This window comes from Mesotoga infera (genome assembly GCF_900157305.1).
Taxonomy (GTDB): domain Bacteria; phylum Thermotogota; class Thermotogae; order Petrotogales; family Kosmotogaceae; genus Mesotoga; species Mesotoga infera.
This window is the reverse complement of sequence record NZ_LS974202.1, coordinates 1,307,092-1,325,800: the sequence shown is the minus strand read 5'-3', so window position 1 is coordinate 1,325,800 and position 18,709 is coordinate 1,307,092. Positions and strand designations below refer to the sequence as shown.

Annotated in this window: 14 protein-coding genes and 1 CRISPR repeat array (1 of these 15 cut by a window edge); of the genes, 3 read left to right on the top strand and 11 right to left on the bottom strand. The window is 42.9% G+C overall.

Going from position 1 to position 18,709, the window contains the following annotated elements; all coding sequences use genetic code 11:
• Position 1 precedes the first annotated feature (1 nt).
• On the top strand, positions 2-1,096 hold the full coding sequence (locus tag MESINF_RS05975) for a transposase (RefSeq protein ID WP_169697944.1): 1,095 nt from the start codon (positions 2-4) through the stop codon (positions 1,094-1,096).
• On the opposite strand, the gene MESINF_RS05970 is transcribed toward MESINF_RS05975, so the two are convergent.
• From MESINF_RS05970 to cas6, 10 genes are all read right to left on the bottom strand, one after another.
• The gene (locus tag MESINF_RS05970; RefSeq protein ID WP_169698974.1) at positions 1,003-1,794 is read right to left on the bottom strand and encodes an RAMP superfamily CRISPR-associated protein; all 792 of its coding nucleotides are present in this window, start codon (positions 1,792-1,794) and stop codon (positions 1,003-1,005) included. The genes MESINF_RS05975 and MESINF_RS05970 overlap by 94 nt on opposite strands.
• Positions 1,784-2,842, bottom strand: coding sequence for a type III-B CRISPR module RAMP protein Cmr1 (gene cmr1, locus MESINF_RS05965; protein WP_169698973.1), 1,059 nt, complete (start codon positions 2,840-2,842; stop codon positions 1,784-1,786). The genes MESINF_RS05970 and cmr1 overlap by 11 nt, the downstream gene beginning before the upstream one ends.
• 17 nt (positions 2,843-2,859) lie before the next feature.
• Entirely contained in the window at positions 2,860-3,129 is a 270-nt protein-coding gene (gene cas2 / locus MESINF_RS05960; RefSeq protein WP_169698972.1) for a CRISPR-associated endonuclease Cas2, read from the bottom strand.
• Between the two features lie 3 nt (positions 3,130-3,132).
• The gene (gene cas1b / locus MESINF_RS05955) at positions 3,133-4,122 is read right to left on the bottom strand and encodes a type I-B CRISPR-associated endonuclease Cas1b (protein WP_169698971.1); all 990 of its coding nucleotides are present in this window, start codon (positions 4,120-4,122) and stop codon (positions 3,133-3,135) included.
• Between the two features lie 4 nt (positions 4,123-4,126).
• Positions 4,127-4,624: a CRISPR-associated protein Cas4 gene (gene cas4 / locus MESINF_RS05950; RefSeq protein WP_169698970.1), complete on the bottom strand. Its 498-nt coding sequence runs from the start codon at positions 4,622-4,624 to the stop codon at positions 4,127-4,129.
• Positions 4,621-6,900 (bottom strand): CRISPR-associated helicase Cas3', encoded by a 2,280-nt coding sequence (gene cas3, locus MESINF_RS05945; RefSeq protein WP_231936905.1) that lies wholly within the window; start codon positions 6,898-6,900, stop codon positions 4,621-4,623. The genes cas4 and cas3 overlap by 4 nt, the downstream gene beginning before the upstream one ends.
• Positions 6,901-6,962: 62 nt before the next feature.
• Entirely contained in the window at positions 6,963-7,685 is a 723-nt protein-coding gene (cas5b, locus tag MESINF_RS05940) for a type I-B CRISPR-associated protein Cas5b (RefSeq protein ID WP_169698968.1), read from the bottom strand.
• Positions 7,686-7,696: 11 nt separating this feature from the next.
• On the bottom strand, positions 7,697-8,647 hold the full coding sequence (gene cas7b / locus MESINF_RS05935; protein WP_169698967.1) for a type I-B CRISPR-associated protein Cas7/Csh2: 951 nt from the start codon (positions 8,645-8,647) through the stop codon (positions 7,697-7,699).
• Positions 8,648-8,668: 21 nt separating this feature from the next.
• Positions 8,669-10,429 carry a TIGR02556 family CRISPR-associated protein gene (locus MESINF_RS05930; RefSeq protein ID WP_169698966.1) on the bottom strand — a complete coding sequence of 587 codons (1,761 nt, stop codon included), beginning with the start codon at positions 10,427-10,429 and terminating at the stop codon, positions 8,669-8,671.
• A gap of 4 nt (positions 10,430-10,433) precedes the next feature.
• Positions 10,434-11,168 (bottom strand): CRISPR-associated endoribonuclease Cas6, encoded by a 735-nt coding sequence (gene cas6 / locus MESINF_RS05925; RefSeq protein ID WP_169698965.1) that lies wholly within the window; start codon positions 11,166-11,168, stop codon positions 10,434-10,436.
• A gap of 1,050 nt (positions 11,169-12,218) precedes the next feature.
• Here cas6 and MESINF_RS05920 point away from each other — a divergent pair.
• Together MESINF_RS05920 and ltrA are read left to right on the top strand one after the other, a co-directional pair.
• Positions 12,219-12,356 (top strand): hypothetical protein, encoded by a 138-nt coding sequence (locus tag MESINF_RS05920; RefSeq protein ID WP_169698557.1) that lies wholly within the window; start codon positions 12,219-12,221, stop codon positions 12,354-12,356.
• 196 nt (positions 12,357-12,552) lie between these two features.
• Entirely contained in the window at positions 12,553-13,821 is a 1,269-nt protein-coding gene (gene ltrA / locus MESINF_RS05915; protein WP_169700879.1) for a group II intron reverse transcriptase/maturase, read from the top strand.
• A gap of 570 nt (positions 13,822-14,391) precedes the next feature.
• Here the strand turns inward: ltrA and MESINF_RS05910 are convergent.
• Positions 14,392-16,554 carry a hypothetical protein gene (locus tag MESINF_RS05910; protein ID WP_169698964.1) on the bottom strand — a complete coding sequence of 721 codons (2,163 nt, stop codon included), beginning with the start codon at positions 16,552-16,554 and terminating at the stop codon, positions 14,392-14,394.
• Between the two features lie 681 nt (positions 16,555-17,235).
• Positions 17,236-18,709: a CRISPR direct-repeat array (repeat unit 30 nt; unit sequence GTTTATATCCCTCTTTGGTTGATTCGAAAC); it runs 2,186 nt beyond the window's last position.

Sequence of the window (18,709 nt, the reverse complement as noted above, 5' to 3'; positions counted from 1 at the left end):
CATGCCCACAACGAATATATCACAGATTATCTCGGATGTCATCGGTTCAGTTCGCTTCCTACGTATAGAGCAGAGAAGGTTTGTTGAAGGGTATTCCTGTGCCCTCTTCCTGTCCGCTCATAAGAACACCAGCAGACTGGCCCCCTTCTGTTCTTCTTCTCAGTCATCCATCTCGAGAATGTTGAGCTCTCAGTCACTCTCCACAAGAGACCTTTCATACGCGAGAGTAGATTACATCTCTAGATTCCTCCAGGAGAATTTTCTCGAGTTCAAGTACATCATTCTGGACGAGACTGTCATGAAGAGGAGAGGAAAGAGAATCGAGAATCTCGGGAGCTTCTACTCAACCATAGAGAATAGAATCGTGAGTGGAGTCTCTCTCTTGAGCGCTATAGGCTGGGTGAAAGATAAACTCTACTTCCCTCTCTTCTCCTCTTTGAGAGACGAAGAGAATCTCACAGACCAGTTCATTCGAATGCTCGAGAGAATCCCCTTCAAAGATACTATCCTCATGATGGATGGAGGAATACTCTGCTCGGAGATATTTCTGAAGGCTATGGAAATGGGTTTCACAGTAATCGGAAGACTCAATCCTGTACTGAATGTTATCTTTCAGGGGCGCAAGCTCCATCTGTCCAAATTGAGAGACAAAACTCGCGGTCTCTCTTCTATCATTGTGAAGATACCCAAATACAACAATGCCACTGTCAAGCTTGTCTTTCATAACACAGACCAAGAGAACAGAATCATCCTCTCAAGCGATACTTCTCTGACCGATTGGGAGATCCTTGAGCATTATAGGAAGAGAAACTACATCGAGACCTACTTCAAAGCAGTCAAGCAGAACTTCGGTCTCAAGGCTCAGGTCTTCTCCTCTACCAGTTTTCAGAAGCATGTAGAGCTTGTCCAGCTTGCCTTCACTACATGGATGATCGCCAACTTCTATCGCTCTGTCAAAGACCAGGTCTCTCTCAGGGATTTCCTTGAACTGATCAAATTCGATTACTTCTTCCAATTAGCTCGAAGCTCTTCCGCTAGCGACTCTTCTATCCACTTCCTTCTTCCTCGCTTTGTTAACTCGAAGTGCATAAGTTGAGACAGGAGTGAGAAGTTACTGGTTTCATTGGCAGGAATACATTCGATGAGTATTGGATTTGTCCCGGTACGAGTTTGCCTGTTATGAGGATTTATGATTTCGTAGTCTACTCTATCGAAGAACGATGGAAAGAAGTGAAGACGGCCCTGTCGAAAGCTTTCATTATTCTGTCTCTCATTTCCGAAGATTCGAGTGATTTGCTCGTCATCTTCTTTCATACCTTCATGCCAGAGTGCTGAACGAAGGCAGCCTTTCCACGTAGATCCTGGAATATATGGGCAACCGAGAATCTTTTCTCGCTTTATGGAGTTTTCAATAATCGTGAAATTCTCATCATCCTTGGAGATGTAAGGCTTTTCAAGAGTAAAAGCAAACTCGATAATGAATGAGTATGGAGGGAGAATATCCATGGCTGTCGCATCGACTTTATGGAATGTTTCATCAGCGAAAGAGCTTCCGCAGTTCGCACTTTTCCTTCTCTTCGCATAAACCTGTTTTACGTAGTTTTCTCCATCGGAATTCCCTGTGGCTTCGAGGTATTTGAAAGTAATCAAGAGTTCTGAGTCGTTTAGTTTTTTAAGAATTTCCGCAATCACATTCTCTTCTGATTTGTCTTTCTGGAGTTTATCCTTGAGTTGGTTTATGATGCTTTCTTCCTTGATTTTAGAGAGGGTGCTGGAACTACAGTCAAGAATCAATTTGTGTCACCTCACTTAGCATTTCATCAAAAGAGAAAATCTCTCTATCGTTATTAGTCTCATAATCTCTTTCAATTGCTTCGCGAACAATTTCCGAAACAGCTCTTGCTGTGAATCCCCAAATGCGCAACTTATATTTCTCATTTTTCTGGTCCTCTTTGTAGAAACTGCTAACAAAGACTTTACTGGCCCATTTATCTCCTTTTGTCCCTCCAAAGATCTCTGCTGTGGCTTTTTTTGATCCGCATTTTTCAAGGTATTCTTTTCGCAACATATATCTCACTTCAAAAGACATCGGAATATACACATCCTTACCTTTCTTGCCCAGATACTCCAGGTTCGCTGGTGGTAGAGACTTTCCAACTTCTGTTTCGATTTTCCAGTAGTTCTTCAGCGAAAAGCCTTTCTTATCATCACTTCTTTTGATAAAGCAATTTTCCTTAAGGAATCTGTTGATCATCCGAAGTGATTCTTTTGTTTCTTCCGTATGATCAGCGAGTTTAAAGAGGCCGTAACCAAATTGAGGCTTAGCCCCAAGAGAACCAAAGTTGCTCATAATTGAAAGGACAGCCTTAAGCTGCTCTACAATTTGATGTCTATCGCACCTTGGAAGAACTTTAAGCTCAAGCGAACCGAAGTAGTTCATATCATAACGGTTCTTCTCAAAGACCTTACTTAACCAGCTCTTGTTGATGCTGTTGGTTGTAGCCTGTGAAAAGGGTTCATTACCTTTAATTGTATGTTTGCCATCGATCGTTACAGGCAAATTGAACATTCTCTTCCAACCTGTAGTTCCAAACAGATAGCAGGCGGGACAAAGCTTCGAAATCCTTTCTTCACCGTCTTTTTCTTTGCCGGATAGTTTGCAGCGATTGTCAGAAATCGGATCGCAAATGTAATAGCCGAGCCCTCTAGCAATGACTTCATACCACCACCTGATACTTCCGATAATTCCCGTTTCGTGGATTCTGTCCATCTTTCCATCTGCCCCACCGGTCCATAGCGGTGTCAGGGTTTTGATTCTAAATGTGATTGGTTCATTCCCCACTTTTAGCACCTCTCTTTTCAGATAATTCCATCGTCGGCTACTTGCTTTTTGTCTATCCCCAATATTTCGAGCGTCAGGTCGTCTTGCGTCCTCAGTTTGTAAATCCGCACCGAGTCTTCTTCTTTGTTCATAATTCTTTCAATGCGTTTTTTGAGCGTTTCCAGGCTTGCTTTTGTCAATTCGCCTTCAAGTACAGAGTTCTGTACCCAGTCGAGGTATTGCCTGCATATTTTCAGCACTTTGTTTACGCGTTTTTCGCCGATATCATAAACTAGAAGCACGTACATCCTTCATCCTTTCCATGGGACATACTCTTTCTCTCCTGTGATGTGCTTTTCTATTTTGTACAGCTCTAGACGGATAAGATAGCGATACGAGACGTTTCTCTTCAGCCCAGGGTGTTTGATCGTTGTCTTCAGCTTTTCGTCATATTCCTTCACGAACGTCTCCTTACCGGCATCGTTCATATAAATGCCTTCAAGGTGCTTCGCAAAGTGTTTGGCCTGAATCTGTTTTTTGTTTATCAGGGAGAAGATCAGACGGTCTACGAGAATCGGTTTGAAGACCTCAGCGACATCCAGGTTCAGAGAGAAGCTACGGAAATTCGTTGTGTGAAGGTATCCAATTCTCGGATCGAGATGGGTGCGATAGATCTCTCCTAGAACTGTAGTGTAGAGCATCGTGTTTCCAAAGCTTATTAGGGCGTTGAGTCTATTCAGGGGTGGTTGTCTTGTTCTTGAAACGAACTCGAAGCTGGAGTTGTCAATTATTGCATCAAAGCACTTGTAATAGAGATCTCTGAAGTTGCCCTCTATGGCCATTGATTCGTCGATGCTTGCAGTTTCTACCAGTCGGTCTTTCAATGAATTCAGGCTCTCGATCGCGTTTTCCAGGTCTTTTCCTCGTCGATTGTAGTATGCCAGAACATTAAGCATGTTGGTCATCGAGGCGCTGACAAATTTCTTCGCAAGGTCAAGCCGTTTCTCCGGATCGTTGTAGAAATTAACCTGCTGAAGTATCAGGAAGCCGGAATTGAGGTGCTCCCTTGGATAGTATGTCCCTGAATAGTAGTCGTATCGATTGAAAAAGTGGAGAGGGATCTGTTTTTGGGTCAGAAATTCCAATACTCTTTTGTTGAGATCCAACTCTCCAAAAGCGCATATGGAATCCGTCTGCTCGACTGGAAGGTGGACCTTCTTTCCATCTTCTTTCTCGAAGACAAGAGTGTTGTTCATCCTCAAAAGCTTTCCCGAAGTGAAGAGGTACAACATTCGCTTCATGTCATCACACCCAACAATAAGTGTAGTATGCGCAGTTCTGGCACTTGTTTTGCGGTCTTTCGAGAGGCGGTATTGGCCCCTCAACAAGATCCTGAATCTCTTCGCACATTTTCTTCAGCCTGGTTTCTTCATCCGGGTTAAGGCTAACTTCGATTTTCTTTTTCTCTTTTGGAACTAGTAACAGGCCATTAGCTTCGACTCCCATTTCTTTCAGGCGCAGCAGGTAGAAAAGCAACTGATCTCTGGCTCCTTCAAGGGAGTATTTAGACTTCTTTACCTCGCTGACGATAGTTCTTCCCTTTTTTTCTTCGACCATGTCCAGCCGAATGTTATCTATGGCGATATCTTTCTCTCCTCTGTTTTCGTAGGAGGTTTCGTGAATGAGACGACCCAGGGCAATGAACGTGTTATCCTGTTCCGGAATAATTCTGTGAGCCATTAGCCAGGCTTCTCTATAGCAATTAGAGTACGAGAGTATGAGACTTCCATTGATCTCAATCACAGGAACAAACTCCCATCATCTGATTTCAGGCCGGTTTTAGGATCGTAGTAATATTTCAAGTCATCTGAGGATACATAGCTGAAGCCGTGTTGAATATCTGGTAGAGCATAGGTTTTTGCTCCGGGATAGTAGAAGACTCTAAGGTTAACTACATAGGGTGCCAAGTTTCTTATAGCCTGCTTTTTTCGCGCTAGATATTGGTATTTGTTTTCTTTGGGGGGTATTTCACTTAGAACTTCGCAATAAGTTTTCCAGAAATGTTTTGCGTCATTATTGATTTCCAAAAAAACCGGGATGGTAACAGAGCCTTTTATCTGTTCAATCAGGCTGAAGTCAGATATTTTGTCAAAATCCAGATTGACAAGAGCTTCCAAAAGCTCAAGAGATTCGTTTTCAAGTCCTTTGTTCACCAATTGAGTGAAGTACTTATCTCCCAGTTCGTATATCTTCGGTTCATCTACAGAAGCCCCCAAATTGCTCAAAATATCTCGAGTTGCCCATATTATCGTGCTATTGTAGATCCAGGAGAAAGATCTTCCTGAATCTTCCTTCACAAGATCTACAATCAACAGTTCACCACGCTTCTTTTCGCACGAACGATTCACTCGTCCTGCAACTTGAAGAATGCTGTCGAGAGGCCCGAGGTCTCTTATACAATAGTCAAAACTGATATCCACACCTGCCTCGATCAGTTGAGTAGTCACAAGGACTTGAAAACCTTTCTTTCTCTTTATATTTTTAATTACGTTTTTTCTGACTGCGGGTGGCAAATTCGATGATAAACAGTGGATTTTCTCATCGCTGATATTTCTTGAGTCCTTTAGATATTCGTATAACTCTTTGCAGCAGTTTATTGTGTTTGCGACTACCATCAAGGCTTTCTTCTTATTAATTGCTGCGGAGACAGCTTCTTCAAGAATGCTGTATTTAAATTCTTCCATGCTCATCTTTCCGAGGTATTTCACGTCATACCTGTCAAGGCTGTACTCTCTACGCACCAGAGGAAGAGAAGAAACGAAGAATGGCTGTGGAATCGTTGCGCTTGAGAAAATTATCTTTGTGCCTCCCCATTTCGCAAGGTGTTCAAGTACTTCGCTAATTACTTTCCAGTATTTTGGAGGGACAGCCTGGATTTCATCCAGTATGATAATAGAACCAGGAAGTCTGAAGAAGCGTGTATTTCGTTTTTCTGTAAGCATCGAATGGAAAATACTCACGAAAGTTGTTATGACAATTTCACTATCCCAGGAATTGAGAAGTATATCTGCGAGATAAGTATCATAGTCTTCGGTCTCACCTCCATTTATTTGCTTCGAATATGAAAGGTCTGTTAGATGATGTTGTTGCATCAATATGTCCGACGTTTCTATAATTCCAGATGTTTTGAGGACTTTTGAGATAGTTTCGTAAGTTTGGTCAATTATGCTTAGAAAGGGTAAACAGTAAAGAATTCGGGGAATGTAGCCTTTTTCTTTCTGAGTTCTCTCTCTCTTCTTGAGTGCCAGAGAGAGTGTGGCTAGCGTCTTACCAATTCCAGTCCTTCCTTTAATTGAACCAACAGTGAATTCAAGATTCGAGATAGCTTCCTCATAGAAAGCGTTTCTCAACAGATCTATATCTGTATTTGGTTCATCAAATCCTTCTGAGGTTCTGAAAATGTCCACAATATTCGGCGAAATATGTTGCCTTTCGTGGTTGTAATTGTCATTGAACGCTGCATCCACTCTGTCGGCCCATGTGAGTAAAGAAAACAGGTATTCGAACAGCACATAATTTCTGATACCGGCTTTCTCTCTAAACTTTCTATAGTTTCTCTTCCACTTTATTATCTTCGGAACCAGGGAGGGCATATCTAGGTTCACCCTTTCCCCTATTGATTTCTCCATCCAATCAAGATATGCGTTATTAAGTGTGCCGATAATTTTTTCTATCTCTCCTTGATTATCATCAAAGGATTCTATAAGTGATTCAAGGGGCCTAGCTTTACCATGATGATGTTTTACGACTGTCATCGCTACCAAGATGGTCGCTCCCAATTCATCAGGTATTTTGCCATCAAGATAATGTCCTAAAGCTATTGACCCAATTACTGCATGTTGAGATAACCCGTTATCAACTTTCATTCCAGAGAGATGTTTCTGGAAGTAGCTACTCGCTTTTCCTAGGTCGTGGAAAAGGGAAATTCCCTTGACGAGAGTATTGAGCTCTGATCGGGTAATACCGAAGAAGTTTTCATAGTCAATGAATCTACTGGTGATTTCGACTTCTTCAGCCATCAAAGTTAATACGCCAAGTGTATGGTGTTCCAGAAGCCTTTCCTGGTGAGATCTTACGGTACTCACCAGAGCATCACTGCCTCTTCGCCAGTTTCTGTAAAGATCTTCACTACCAGAGAATCAGGATCAACAGACCTCAGCTTCAAAGGATTACCCTCCTCTTCATAAGCTACTTCTACGTATTTGGTAACTCTCCTTTCACTGTTCATGGATGCTGCGTGAGTTTCCATGAATATCTTTTGACCATTAGAGAAAAGAAGATTAGTTCTCTTCGCCATTTGAACAGCTGTGTAGATTTTGTCTGCTGTTTCTACTTCAGCGCTGTAAGTTCCAACATACTTTACTTGGGCTATGAATTCGCTTATTCCGAGATATGGAGTGTAATAGCATTCAGAATTGATCGTCATGTCTTCAAGTTTTTCCAGAAGTTTGACATCTGCAGTTACATAGAATCTATACACTGGGTCTTTTACCATTTCAACAGGGACTTGGATATGCTGTACATTTTTGGTCGAGGCATCAGCTTTTGTATATGAATAGTTAATACTGAAGCGTGTCTTTTCGACCTTTCTCATTAACCGCACGCCGATTTTTGTATTTGCCTTTTCAAGCTCGGCAATGTGTTTACTCTGACCAAAGCCACCACTGTCTATACCAACTATTGCTCCTACTATACCCAGAGCTGCTGTTCTGGGAGGAATCGCATACGTCAAAGAGGATGTTGTCGAGTATGGTTGTCGAAAATGGGCATAGTCGCTCGAAATATCAAAAGCGAGGACCTTCATAAGGCCTCACCTCACTCTGCCAATTGTTTCATTTTTCCTTCGAGCAGATTTTCTAGATCGAAGGGTGAACCGTTTTCCACCAACTTCAGTCTGGGATCAACCTTATATCTTATCTCCTGTATTCTGCTGTGGTATTTAGTAATCATCTCTTTGAGACCTGATATCTCCAGTTTGAAATCAGATACGCCTCTGACTTTCTCTTCCATTATTTCTGATTGAAACTTGATTCCTTTGTCGAGCTCTCCAATATGGAAGTTGGCTCCCTCGTTATACACAACATCTAGGAGCAATCGTGGGAGCTGCTCCATCTTGGAGCGAGTGATGAGATCCCTAGTGCCATTCCATATGGCATCAAGCATCTTATTGAGATCCAAATCACTCATTAACGTATGCCGGGCTGTATTCTGATTTATCACTCCGTAAAATGCTATACAAGAATAGTTGAGCGTCCACTCTTCCCTAAAGCTCCTTTGCTCCTTTCCTTCCTGTGATACAAAAGCGGCTGTTCCTTGCGTGAATACAGGATCGACCACGTGCAGTGATCTACCAAAACGAAACTGAACGGGTCCTGTGATTGACATGTTTAATCCTGTCAATGGTACTGTTCCACCAAAGAGTCGCAAGTCTATACATTTCTCAAGAAGAAGCTTCGATGCCCCTTCTCGTTTATGCAATTTGAGGGCTTCTTCAACCGCTTTTTTATTGTAGGTTTCATCCGTAAGATCAGTTATCAAGAGAGAAGCCCTCTTCTCCGAGGTTATTGGATCTCCTGACACAAAGAGCTCTTCGCCTTTTTCCGCTAGATGATCTCGAATAGTTCTCTTCAGTCGAACATCAGAAACTATATTTACACCAGTTGCTACATCCATCCTAGGCTTATTGCTATCCATCGGATCTCCGTTTGGATTTCCATCTTTCACATCATAGATAAACAAAATTTCGTGACGGTTCTTAATTGACATTTTCATCTCCTCCTTAGAGTTCTATTGTTCAATTTCCTGAACTGTATCTGTTTCAAGTTCAAGTTGATCGGTTTCTCTCCTGAAGACTCCAGTTGCTAGCTCTCCAGCCAAGAAGGCATAATTCAAATCTTCAATAGAAGCTTTCCAGTCATAGCCGCTTGGAATAAGGTATTTGTCGGCTATCTGAAAGAGGTTCATGATTGGTCCGTACACTCTGGTAAAATCCATTTCGTTAGAGTACTGTGTCGTTTTCCATTTTAGATCCTTAAAGTGATTCATGAAGTCTAGTGGTCTCATGTTATAAGCCTTAAGCTTAAGATCGACAGTGCTTGCGATATTTTTCTCTCTTTGGAATCTCGCAATTCTCGAGTGAATCTGGCCTAAGATGAAAAGGAATTTCTCTTCATCAGTCCTGAAAAAGGCCGGATACTTTTCGAAGAATTCCTTGATCCTGTCTTCTCTGTCTTTTTCCATTAAAGGGATACCTCCTTCCACATTTTGCTGAAGCCTTTCTATGAAAAGAGCAATAGTGATAAGTTGCTTGGCTTTGGTGGCGTAAGGTTCACCCCTGAGTTTTTTTGAACCAATGAGTTCAAGTGTTCCTCTCTTTAAAGGGGTTAACGAAACCCGTTGATTTTTAAATAGCGCTTCAATGTAATCGAAAAAGGTTCTCAGTCGGTTGTCTTTGAAGACGTCGTACATCGATCCAAATAGAACGGAAGGCGAGTATTCTTGTGTACCAAACACATTCCGTAGTTCTCCTTCAATATCTGAAATCTTTCTAGACATATTACGCAAACGACTTGGAGGAACGTCTAAGATGCTGAGGTTTATTTTCATCTCCTGATTGTTCACCGTATAGAAGATGAAATTCAAAGTGGAGTATGACCCTTCAGAAATGTCATAAAGCATGTAGGTTTCAAAATTTCTGTAAGGATTGTCCTTTCTCACAGTATCTTTTAGATCAGAAATTCTCTTTATGTCTCTTATTTCGTTGACCTTCTCCTCGAGCAGTTCATTATCTGAAGAGTGAAACCTTGGTATGATGTAAACCTTCGATGCGTAGAAATTCATTGAAAGTTCTTCATCTAGAACTCTCTTACCAAGAGAAATTTTTGAGAAGCAATCTTCACAGAGAGGCATGTTCACATAGTAGTTTTTGTCGTCCATCTCGTGGGCAAACCCGGGCTTGTCGAAAGATGCGAACTTGAAAATGTCGCTCGCCTTCATTCCGATGCCTTTCTCCTCTCCACAAACAAAGCAGATTCCAGTATTATCACTTGGCATACTGACAATGTTTCTCAGGAAGATTTCTTTGAATTCATCAAGATCTCCAGGGTATAATTCCCTGTCTGCTTCTCTTATTACAACTGTGTAGAATCTTCCCTCCTTTTTTGGAAGATTTCCTGCCATCTCATCGAGGGATGTGCAGATAGCTACTTTTGACTCTAAAAGAGCGCTAGCCACTTTGCTGGCAATAGGAGTTTTGTTGTGTTCGCCGAAATTGATGAACTTTTCTAGAATTACTTCTGCTCCTTTACCGGCATCCCTTAGAGTAAGGGAGATAGGAATTTTGATGTTCCCCTTTTTCTCACGGAAGAGATAGTTGCGGCGCGTCTTCTCTCTTTTTTCACAACCGGAATATTGGAGTGTTTCTCCGTTCTTTATGAGTATTATGGCCAATTCGTGAATGTAAGCATCCCCAATATCAGTTATGTACATTTGTGTTTCGTCTTTTCCTTTGGCCACTATTTGGCCAATGTCATAGGTCGATTTGAGCACCTTGTCACCTCCTTTCTACGATTTCTATCATTCCAAAACCCTGCGCATTCTTTGAACCCAACCCCCAGTCGAAAGCTATCGCTATCAGTTCTGGATCTGTATTCAACTTGAAGCTGAAATCCCAGGCGATCTGGACGAAGTCTTTGTATTTCACAATACGCTGAATTGGTCTTGAAGCAAGTTTGAAGGAGAAGGATTCTCCCGCTCTTACAGGGCTACCCAGTGCGATTGCCTTTCTATTGAGATTTTCTTTGAGCTGAACAGTAAAGTCCTTTTCTGTCGGGTTGTAGAAGTAAGTCTTCTTTTTTCCATCGGGTGTTGTAAGAGTCGAATAAATTGTGATAGGGGAGATTGTTCTTGCATCTATAGAGCCTATATTAGGTGGTTCAGGCTCAACTTCTATAGATTTCAGTTCGAGTTTTTCTCCTTTGAGTTCCATTCCGCCGTTTTTAAGCAGCCCGTTTGCAAAGGCCTGTGCGAAATCTTCAAGAGGCGATGAAAAATGCAGATTTATTGGTGGAGTAAAGCTTATAAAGCCCTCTTTAATCTGTCGGCTTTGGCCGGCAAGCCGAGAGAACGTGAATGGTCTCAAAATTCTTCCATTGACATTCAATCCAAAATCATGACTATCTGGAATCAAATTTGAAAGTGCATCATATATCGCTGATTGAAGAAGATATGAATAACTAAGGGGAAGAGAAATCCCTTTTTCGTTGTCGAAAACAGCTCTTAGTCTCAAAACACATCCTCCATGATACAAGTATTGTTATAGATGTTCCTTTTAGATTAAATAGAAGCGATTGAAACATTATTTATGATATGAGCTATGACGTAGGTCAAAAAGACATATTTCTTATGTATTCACATTGTTTGTAAATTATTAGCAAAATATAATCGCACTTAATCTTATCGCATTTCTTCACGTCTTCCAAAGAAAAAGAAAGCCCTCTGCGCCCATTAAGTGGGAAGTAAAGGCGATTATTGATATATTTCTCGACAAAGAATGAAAGAATTACAAATTCTACATTTTCTCTAGTATATGGTGCCTCATCCTGGACCTGTGCCAAGTTAGCAAGTTATCAAGAAAAAGATGAAGAGAAAAAATTGAAAAAGGATGCTCCTGTCTTAAGATAAATACGCAGTCATACCTATCAAAAGCCAGGAGGCGTCCTAATAGATATGAATAGCACTCTTGATTTAGTTTGTATAAGCCCAAAGATACACAAGTTCCATTTTGTAGGAATATTTTTACTTGTCCGGAAGTTTATAATGAGGGGGATTTCACACCTATTCCTATCGATGCTTTTCACATTTTCTACAGGTGTTTTTCTTGTTTTACTGTTGATGTCGACATGAGATCCCGTATAAGAGTCCTGAATTTGATCCCTGAATAAGATCATTCCAGGGCAGGCTCTTCAGGACAGGCTCCACGGGATGACAGTCCCCTAACGTCATCCTGACGTGCTCCTGGTCAGGATCCCGATCTTTCCTTCTTCCCGTCATTCTGAGCTTGACTCAGAATCACGTGCGCCCGGCATGGTACACAACTATAGGGTGAAAGACCCGAATGTGGGGAGTCAAAGAAGCATTAGCCAGAGGCAAGGGTGTCACTGGTAACGGTGAATCTGAAGGAAGCCCGAGGCAAAGTCCGGAACTGAACGAAAGTGAACCAGAGATGGCCGTTACAGAGGGTAACCCTGCGAGATAAGGGAAAGCCCTGACTCCAGCTGTAAAGGTTCGGATGGCAGGATTCGGATGAAAGTGGTGTATCTTACCCGGGGAAGTCCTCATGAGTCCGAAAGGGGTAACCGTTAGCAAGGAGGAGATCCAAGTTAAGGGAAAGCTCAGGAGGATGGCAGATGAACCCGTAGTAGTGAAGAACCTCTCCGAAAGGAGAAGGGACCTTGGCTATAAGCCAAGGGGGTGATGAGGAGGTCGAAAGGCTCCATCACTTGCGAAGGGGAGAAGGATCGAAGAAATGTGATCGGAAGACAGTGAAGAGACTTAGGTCAGACAGTTAAAGACAAGGTACATATTCCCGGGAGGGTAGAGAAGCCAGTCATTAATTGTCGCAACAATATCTGAGGCTGGAGCTGTTGGAAGGGAGCATGCAGGAGAAAGAGATGAAGTATTACAGTCTAATCGACAAAGTCTATTCGAAGAAGAACCTATTGAAAGCCTATCACAGGGTAAACTCCAACAGAGGAGCTCCTGGGATAGACGGAGTAACCGTAAAATCATTCGGGGAGAAACTCCTTGAAGAAATCGAGAGATTATCCGAAGAAATCAAGAGCGGTGAGTACATGCCCATGCCACTCAGGAGAGTAGAAATCCCAAAAGCAGATGGTAAAACAAGGCAATTGGGAATACCTACTGTGAGAGACAGGGTGGTACAACAATCTCTCAAGGAGATACTGGAACCTATATTCGAGGAAAGATTCCATCCCTCCAGTTACGGTTACAGAAAGGGAAGAAATGCCTGGCAGGCGGTGGAGAAGGCGAAAGCTTTTGCATCCAAATACGGTCTGTGCAATGTAGTGGAACTTGACCTGAGCAAATGTTTCGACACTCTGGATCATGAGAAGATAATAGACTCCGTAGCAGAGAGAGTGAGTGATGGAAAGATACTCAAACTCATACGCGCAATGCTGAAGAGCGGAGTAATGGAAGATGGAGTCTGGAAGGCAACAGAAACTGGCAGTCCACAGGGTGGTGTAATAAGTCCCCTGCTGGCGAACATCTACCTGGACGAGTTCGACCAGAAGATGAAAGCCAGAGGAATAAGGATAGTCAGATATGCAGACGACATATTAATCTTCTCGAAAACCCAGGAAGAAGCCCGAGAGTTTCTGGCAATCGCGATCAACATACTGGAGATTGACATGAAGCTCAAGGTCAACAGAAACAAGACGAGAATCACAACACTGGAGGAGGGCTTTCACTTTCTTGGCTTCGAAATAAAAGGCGAGAGAGTTGGGATAGAGAAATCCAGATTGAAAAGGTTCAAGGGAAAGGTCAAGGGACTTACAAGAAGGAACCAGAGCACACCGGTAAAGGAAATAGTGAAAGAGCTAAATCCACTGTTGAGAGGATTTGCCAGCTATTTCAGGATAGTAGACTTACAATCTACCTTGAGAGGGCTTTTGAGCTGGATAAGGAGAAGGCTTAGAGCCATCATACTACACCAGTGGAAGAGCACAAAGAAACTGAACAGAGTCCTTAGAAGGGCTGGATGGGAAGAGAAAGTCAATTTGAGAATGAACAAATGGCGCTCTTCTCACACAAAAGCAGTCAATTACGCCATTCCCAACAGGTTCTTTGAAGAGATGAACTTATTCGATATGACATCGTACTATCATCCCCTGTCGAAGTATCCGATACTCGATCCATGAGCCGTGTACGAGGCCCGTACGCACGGTTCTGTGAGAGGACGAGGGGCTCCGCCCCTCTCCTACTCGATGGTTTTCTAAGGAGTGGATCCCGGGTCGGAGCCCGGGATGACAGCCCCCTAACGTCATTCTGGCATGTTCCTAGCCAGAATCACGTTCTTCCTCCTTCACGTCATGCCGGACCTGATCCGGCATCCCGGTCCTTCGAAAGAGCGAGAAGAGCGAGATCCCGTATAAGAGCATTACGGGATGACATGAGTGGGGCGTTAACGAGATGACCCTGAATAAGATCCCTGAATAGGATCATTTCAGGGCAGGCTCATCAGGACAGGCACTACGGGATGACAGGATTGGCACACTACGGGATGATGGCCCCTTCGGGTCATCCTGGCGTGCTCCAAGTCAGGATCCCGGTCTTTCCTTCTTCCCGTCATTCTGAGCTTGACTCAGAATCACGGTTTTCTAAGGAGTGGATCCCGGGTCGGAGCCCGGGATGACAGCCCCTCCCGTCATGCCGGACCTGATCCGGCATCTAGCTCTTGCCGGCTCGCGACCTACTACTCACAACGTCTCTCACCACTCCGTGTTGACCTCATCAAAGACCTTCTGAACTTTCTTCAGCCATTCCTTAGCGCCCTTGAGCTTAAACCAGTCCTCTCTGAACTCTTCGGCGAGAAACAGTGCGTCAATCTTTCTCTGGTGTTTATAGTCAAACTCTTCTTCTTTATCGAAGTCTTCATTGGTTGGTTCTTCATTCCTGAGCAGAAACTGGATGAAGTGGGGAAACTGCTCCAGAATATTCAGAATAATTCTTTCTGCGTCGTCTATCTCTTTATTGACATAATTCATCAGAGCCATAACCATCAGGGCTTTCGGGTCGCTTTCGTCATCGACCTCTTCAAACAATTCAGGCAACCTCTTATAGTCCTTCATCCTCCAGTGAGCGATCAAAGAGTTCGCGAGAAGTGATTTTGAGTCTTCCAAATTTAAAAGTGGAAGGGCGGTGTCTGCAACCTTCAGCACCCTTCTATAATCCTTTTTCGTGACCAGTTGGTCCACATAGTTATCGATCAGATTCACGAACTCCTTATTGGACGGGCTCTCTTCACTACCCTTGAGATATATATCCCCGTCTTTGTCAACAACGATCCTCGACAGAATCCCATAAGCCCTTTCCGCGGCATCGAACAAAAGCTTAATCACATTATCGACCTCAAATGCAGACACAAGCATTAGGGCATTTACAAATTCAAAGTTGTAGGGATACTTCTTACAATAAGCCACGATAGCATTGAAAACCTCGTCGGCATCGTCGAGCTCCATCACAGAGTTTATAAGCGTGTACATCGGCGCTCTCGAGTATTCGATCTCTTCATCTTCGCATGAAAGAAAGGAGGGTACCAGCATCGCTTCAACATTGGTAATAATATATTCCGGCCTGTATCTATTCTCATAACCCAGTACCATCTGCTCGTAGAGCTCATCGAGAAAGCTGAAAGTGTGGCGCGCAATTTTCTTTAAGAATGAATAATCGAATCCACCGTATATATTGCCATTCACACCCTTCTTGAAGAACTCCTCATGCTCAAACCCGTACTTTCTACTGAGCAAAATCCCGGAAACCTCGACTCCCGAAGAAAGCTCAAGCGTCATGAGATACTCTATAAACTTTTCAACGCTATCTCTAGGCTCCTCCTTCTCATCAAGGGCGCTCGCAATAGCCGCAAGCGCACTGGATAAATTATCCTTACTAAGACCTTCCAGGAGAATCTTCAGCCTGTCAAAGAGATTAGCGAAATCGTTAGACATCACTAGCTCGTACAGAAAGCCATTTCTAGCCACACCGCTGGAAAGGCTTAATACCAAACCAAGCATCGAATCGTCCATCAAAGTGTAGATCCAGTTGATAATCTCAATGCTCTTGGCCCTCTCTTCATCACTTCCCCCGGCAACCATTGCCACCGGGACAAGCAAAACATCGATCGTTGTAAAATGGGCAATGCTCATTATAAACTCCGACAGCTGTCGCGAAGTCAACTTCTCATTACCCAAAAGCACCAGCATTGGGAACAGCGAACTTGTAATGCTTTCGGCCCTCGGAAGATTTATATCCACACTATAGCCAGCAAATTTGACTATCGAATAATAGGCCAGGGTCGGAGGCAAAATCTTTCTCAGCTTCTCTCCCCACTCACCTTCAAACTTCTCCTTATCTGCGATCTCACAAAGAAACGAGGCCAGTTCATTACCCCAGAGGATTATAGGGATGTAATATTCTCTATTCTTGAAACACCAGTACATCAGTAAGTTATCTCTAAAATCCATCTTCGCCCGCTCGCGATAATTATCCTTATAAAACGGAAAGAAAAGCTTCTCGAAACGCTTCGCAGAATCGAAAAACTCTTCCATACCCGGCAACGCATCATCCACTTTCTTCAAATCAACGAGAAACCTCTCCATAAGAATTCTCGCCATCTCTTCTTTCTTCTCATAAGAAAGGCTGTCACTCGAGAGCATAAGCCCCGCGAAATAACCTCTGAAGAAACCATTCTCCATTATCGCTTCCAAAGGCTGATCCAACAAAAATCCGCGCTTCAAAGCCCCGGCGAATTCAAATGCTTTCTTTCTATCGAAAAAAGCGTCCAGCTCATCGAATGCGTAATATTCAATACGGTCTTTCCGGCTCAGCTCCAGCGCTTCGGCCAGAAGTGTCAGTCTTACCGTCTCTCTATCCATATCCCACCTCGAATATCCGTAATGATATCAATATTATCATCCCGAGCTCAACATAAAAAGACAAAACGCACGAGCCCACAGACCCGAAAAGTTTATAGAGATTGTGAAGGTCGTGAGCGTGTTGATGTTTGTTCTGCTGGATTTCCAAGAAAGCCAGAGGTCGCTTTTACCTCAAGCCTGTAAAGGATTTCGCGTTGTCAACCTATCAATTAAGTTATCTCGAGGACTTCGTTTTTATGTAGGGTGTCTCGGATACAAAATGGGACGCTTTTTTTCGCATCTTTCTTTTATCTCAAAGTCTGACTTATTCATCTTCAGCTTCAGTCTTTTAGTTGTTGTAGCTAAACCATTTGAAAGGAGAGTGATACAGCGAGGTCAGCGAATTTCCGCTTTTGGGTCTTGAATGATCAAAGAGGTACCCTGGGCAGATCGACCTATTCTTAATCGTGTACCGAAGAGACGCTCTTCCGAACGGCAGTTCCATACCCTGGTGTCGTGGATGATTGAAAGCGAAAGAGCCGGACAAACCGGCTCTAACTCCTCGTTGGATAATTCGCAGCAAATAAAAATTACATCGTTTAAATTCACTATTTGATAATTATGATTCCAAGGTTAATGCTAACATCCGAAAGTTACGTTTGCTACGCCTTTCATAGGAAAAATTCAAGTCTCTTAAGCCTGTTTATCATTCCTATTTGGTTGATTCGAAACGTTATAATCTTCAGCTCAAGTTTATCTTTGGAGTTTACATTCCTTTTTGGTTGATTCGAAACCATGTTTGCCTCCTACGAGAAACAGAGATCGAAGGTTTATATTCCTCTTTGGTTGATTCGAAACTGCTTTACGCTGGCTATCCATGCGGTAGCCAGCAAGTTTATATCCCTCTTTGGTTGATTCGAAACTCGATGTTTGCGATCATCCAGGGGTATTCGGAATGTGTTTATATCCCTCTTTGGTTGATTCGAAACTCGCGTGTTTCCTGTGCGAACAGCGACAACACTTCACGTTTATATCCCTCTTTGGTTGATTCGAAACTATACCCTCCTACAAAAGAACGTGAATATATAGATAGTTTATATCCCTCTTTGGTTGATTCGAAACAATATAGAGTTTGCAGATGACAAAGATAGACATTGTTTATATCCCTCTTTGGTTGATTCGAAACGGCTGACGCCATAGAGGCCAATCATATCAAGGCTGGATCGGGTTTATATCCCTCTTTGGTTGATTCGAAACTAGAGGAGCTAGATAAATATCCTGATTATATTGTTAGTTTATATCCCTCTTTGGTTGATTCGAAACAAGGGCGTATGCAAGCGTTTTCATGGCTCTCGCGGAGAAGTTTATATCCCTCTTTGGTTGATTCGAAACTGAGCAATCTTCTTCAAGTCTTTCGCCTCGTTCTGGGGTTTATATCCCTCTTTGGTTGATTCGAAACAAAGCAATCACAGCTCGAAATTCATCAAGCTGTTTGGGTTTATATCCCTCTTTGGTTGATTCGAAACAATATAGAGTTTGCAGATGACAAAGATAGACATTGTTTATATCCCTCTTTGGTTGATTCGAAACGGCTGACGCCATAGAGGCCAATCATATCAAGGCTGGATCGGGTTTATATCCCTCTTTGGTTGATTCGAAACTAGAGGAGCTAGATAAATATCCTGATTATATTGTTAGTTTATATCCCTCTTTGGTTGATTCGAAACCGTTCTCGGATTTTCCTATTGAGTCCAGCCTCTCCTGTTTATATCCCTCTTTGGTTGATTCGAAACAAGGGCGTATGCAAGCGTTTTCATGGCTCTCGCGGAGAAGTTTATATCCCTCTTTGGTTGATTCGAAACGGTAATTCCTGAATGATCGTATAGGTATACCGGGTTTATATCCCTCTTTGGTTGATTCGAAACACGCTAGTCCATTGATTTTCGAGGTGTGCGTAGATAGTTTATATCCCTCTTTGGTTGATTCGAAACGATTGTCTTTGGCTTTTGAGAGCTTCTCGGTTTCGGTTTATATCCCTCTTTGGTTGATTCGAAACTGTCTCAAGAGGAATTGGCCGAGAGGGCCGGAAGTTTATATCCCTCTTTGGTTGATTCGAAACGGAGCGCCCGTACTTTCAGAGGCTTTCGTCAGAGGTTTATATCCCTCTTTGGTTGAT

Coding starts and splice junctions, on each gene's coding strand:
- cas1b (WP_169698971.1), bottom strand. CDS start 4,122: ATGAAGCGAATGTTGTACCTCTTCACTTCGGGAAAGCTTTTGAGGATG.
- cas2 (WP_169698972.1), bottom strand. CDS start 3,129: ATGTACGTGCTTCTAGTTTATGATATCGGCGAAAAACGCGTAAACAAA.
- MESINF_RS05975 (WP_169697944.1), top strand. CDS start 2: ATGCCCACAACGAATATATCACAGATTATCTCGGATGTCATCGGTTCA.
- MESINF_RS05910 (WP_169698964.1), bottom strand. CDS start 16,554: ATGGATAGAGAGACGGTAAGACTGACACTTCTGGCCGAAGCGCTGGAG.
- cas5b (WP_169698968.1), bottom strand. CDS start 7,685: ATGAAGGTCCTCGCTTTTGATATTTCGAGCGACTATGCCCATTTTCGA.
- ltrA (WP_169700879.1), top strand. CDS start 12,553: ATGAAGTATTACAGTCTAATCGACAAAGTCTATTCGAAGAAGAACCTA.
- MESINF_RS05920 (WP_169698557.1), top strand. CDS start 12,219: ATGAGTCCGAAAGGGGTAACCGTTAGCAAGGAGGAGATCCAAGTTAAG.
- cas7b (WP_169698967.1), bottom strand. CDS start 8,647: ATGTCAATTAAGAACCGTCACGAAATTTTGTTTATCTATGATGTGAAA.
- cas3 (WP_231936905.1), bottom strand. CDS start 6,900: ATGGCTGAAGAAGTCGAAATCACCAGTAGATTCATTGACTATGAAAAC.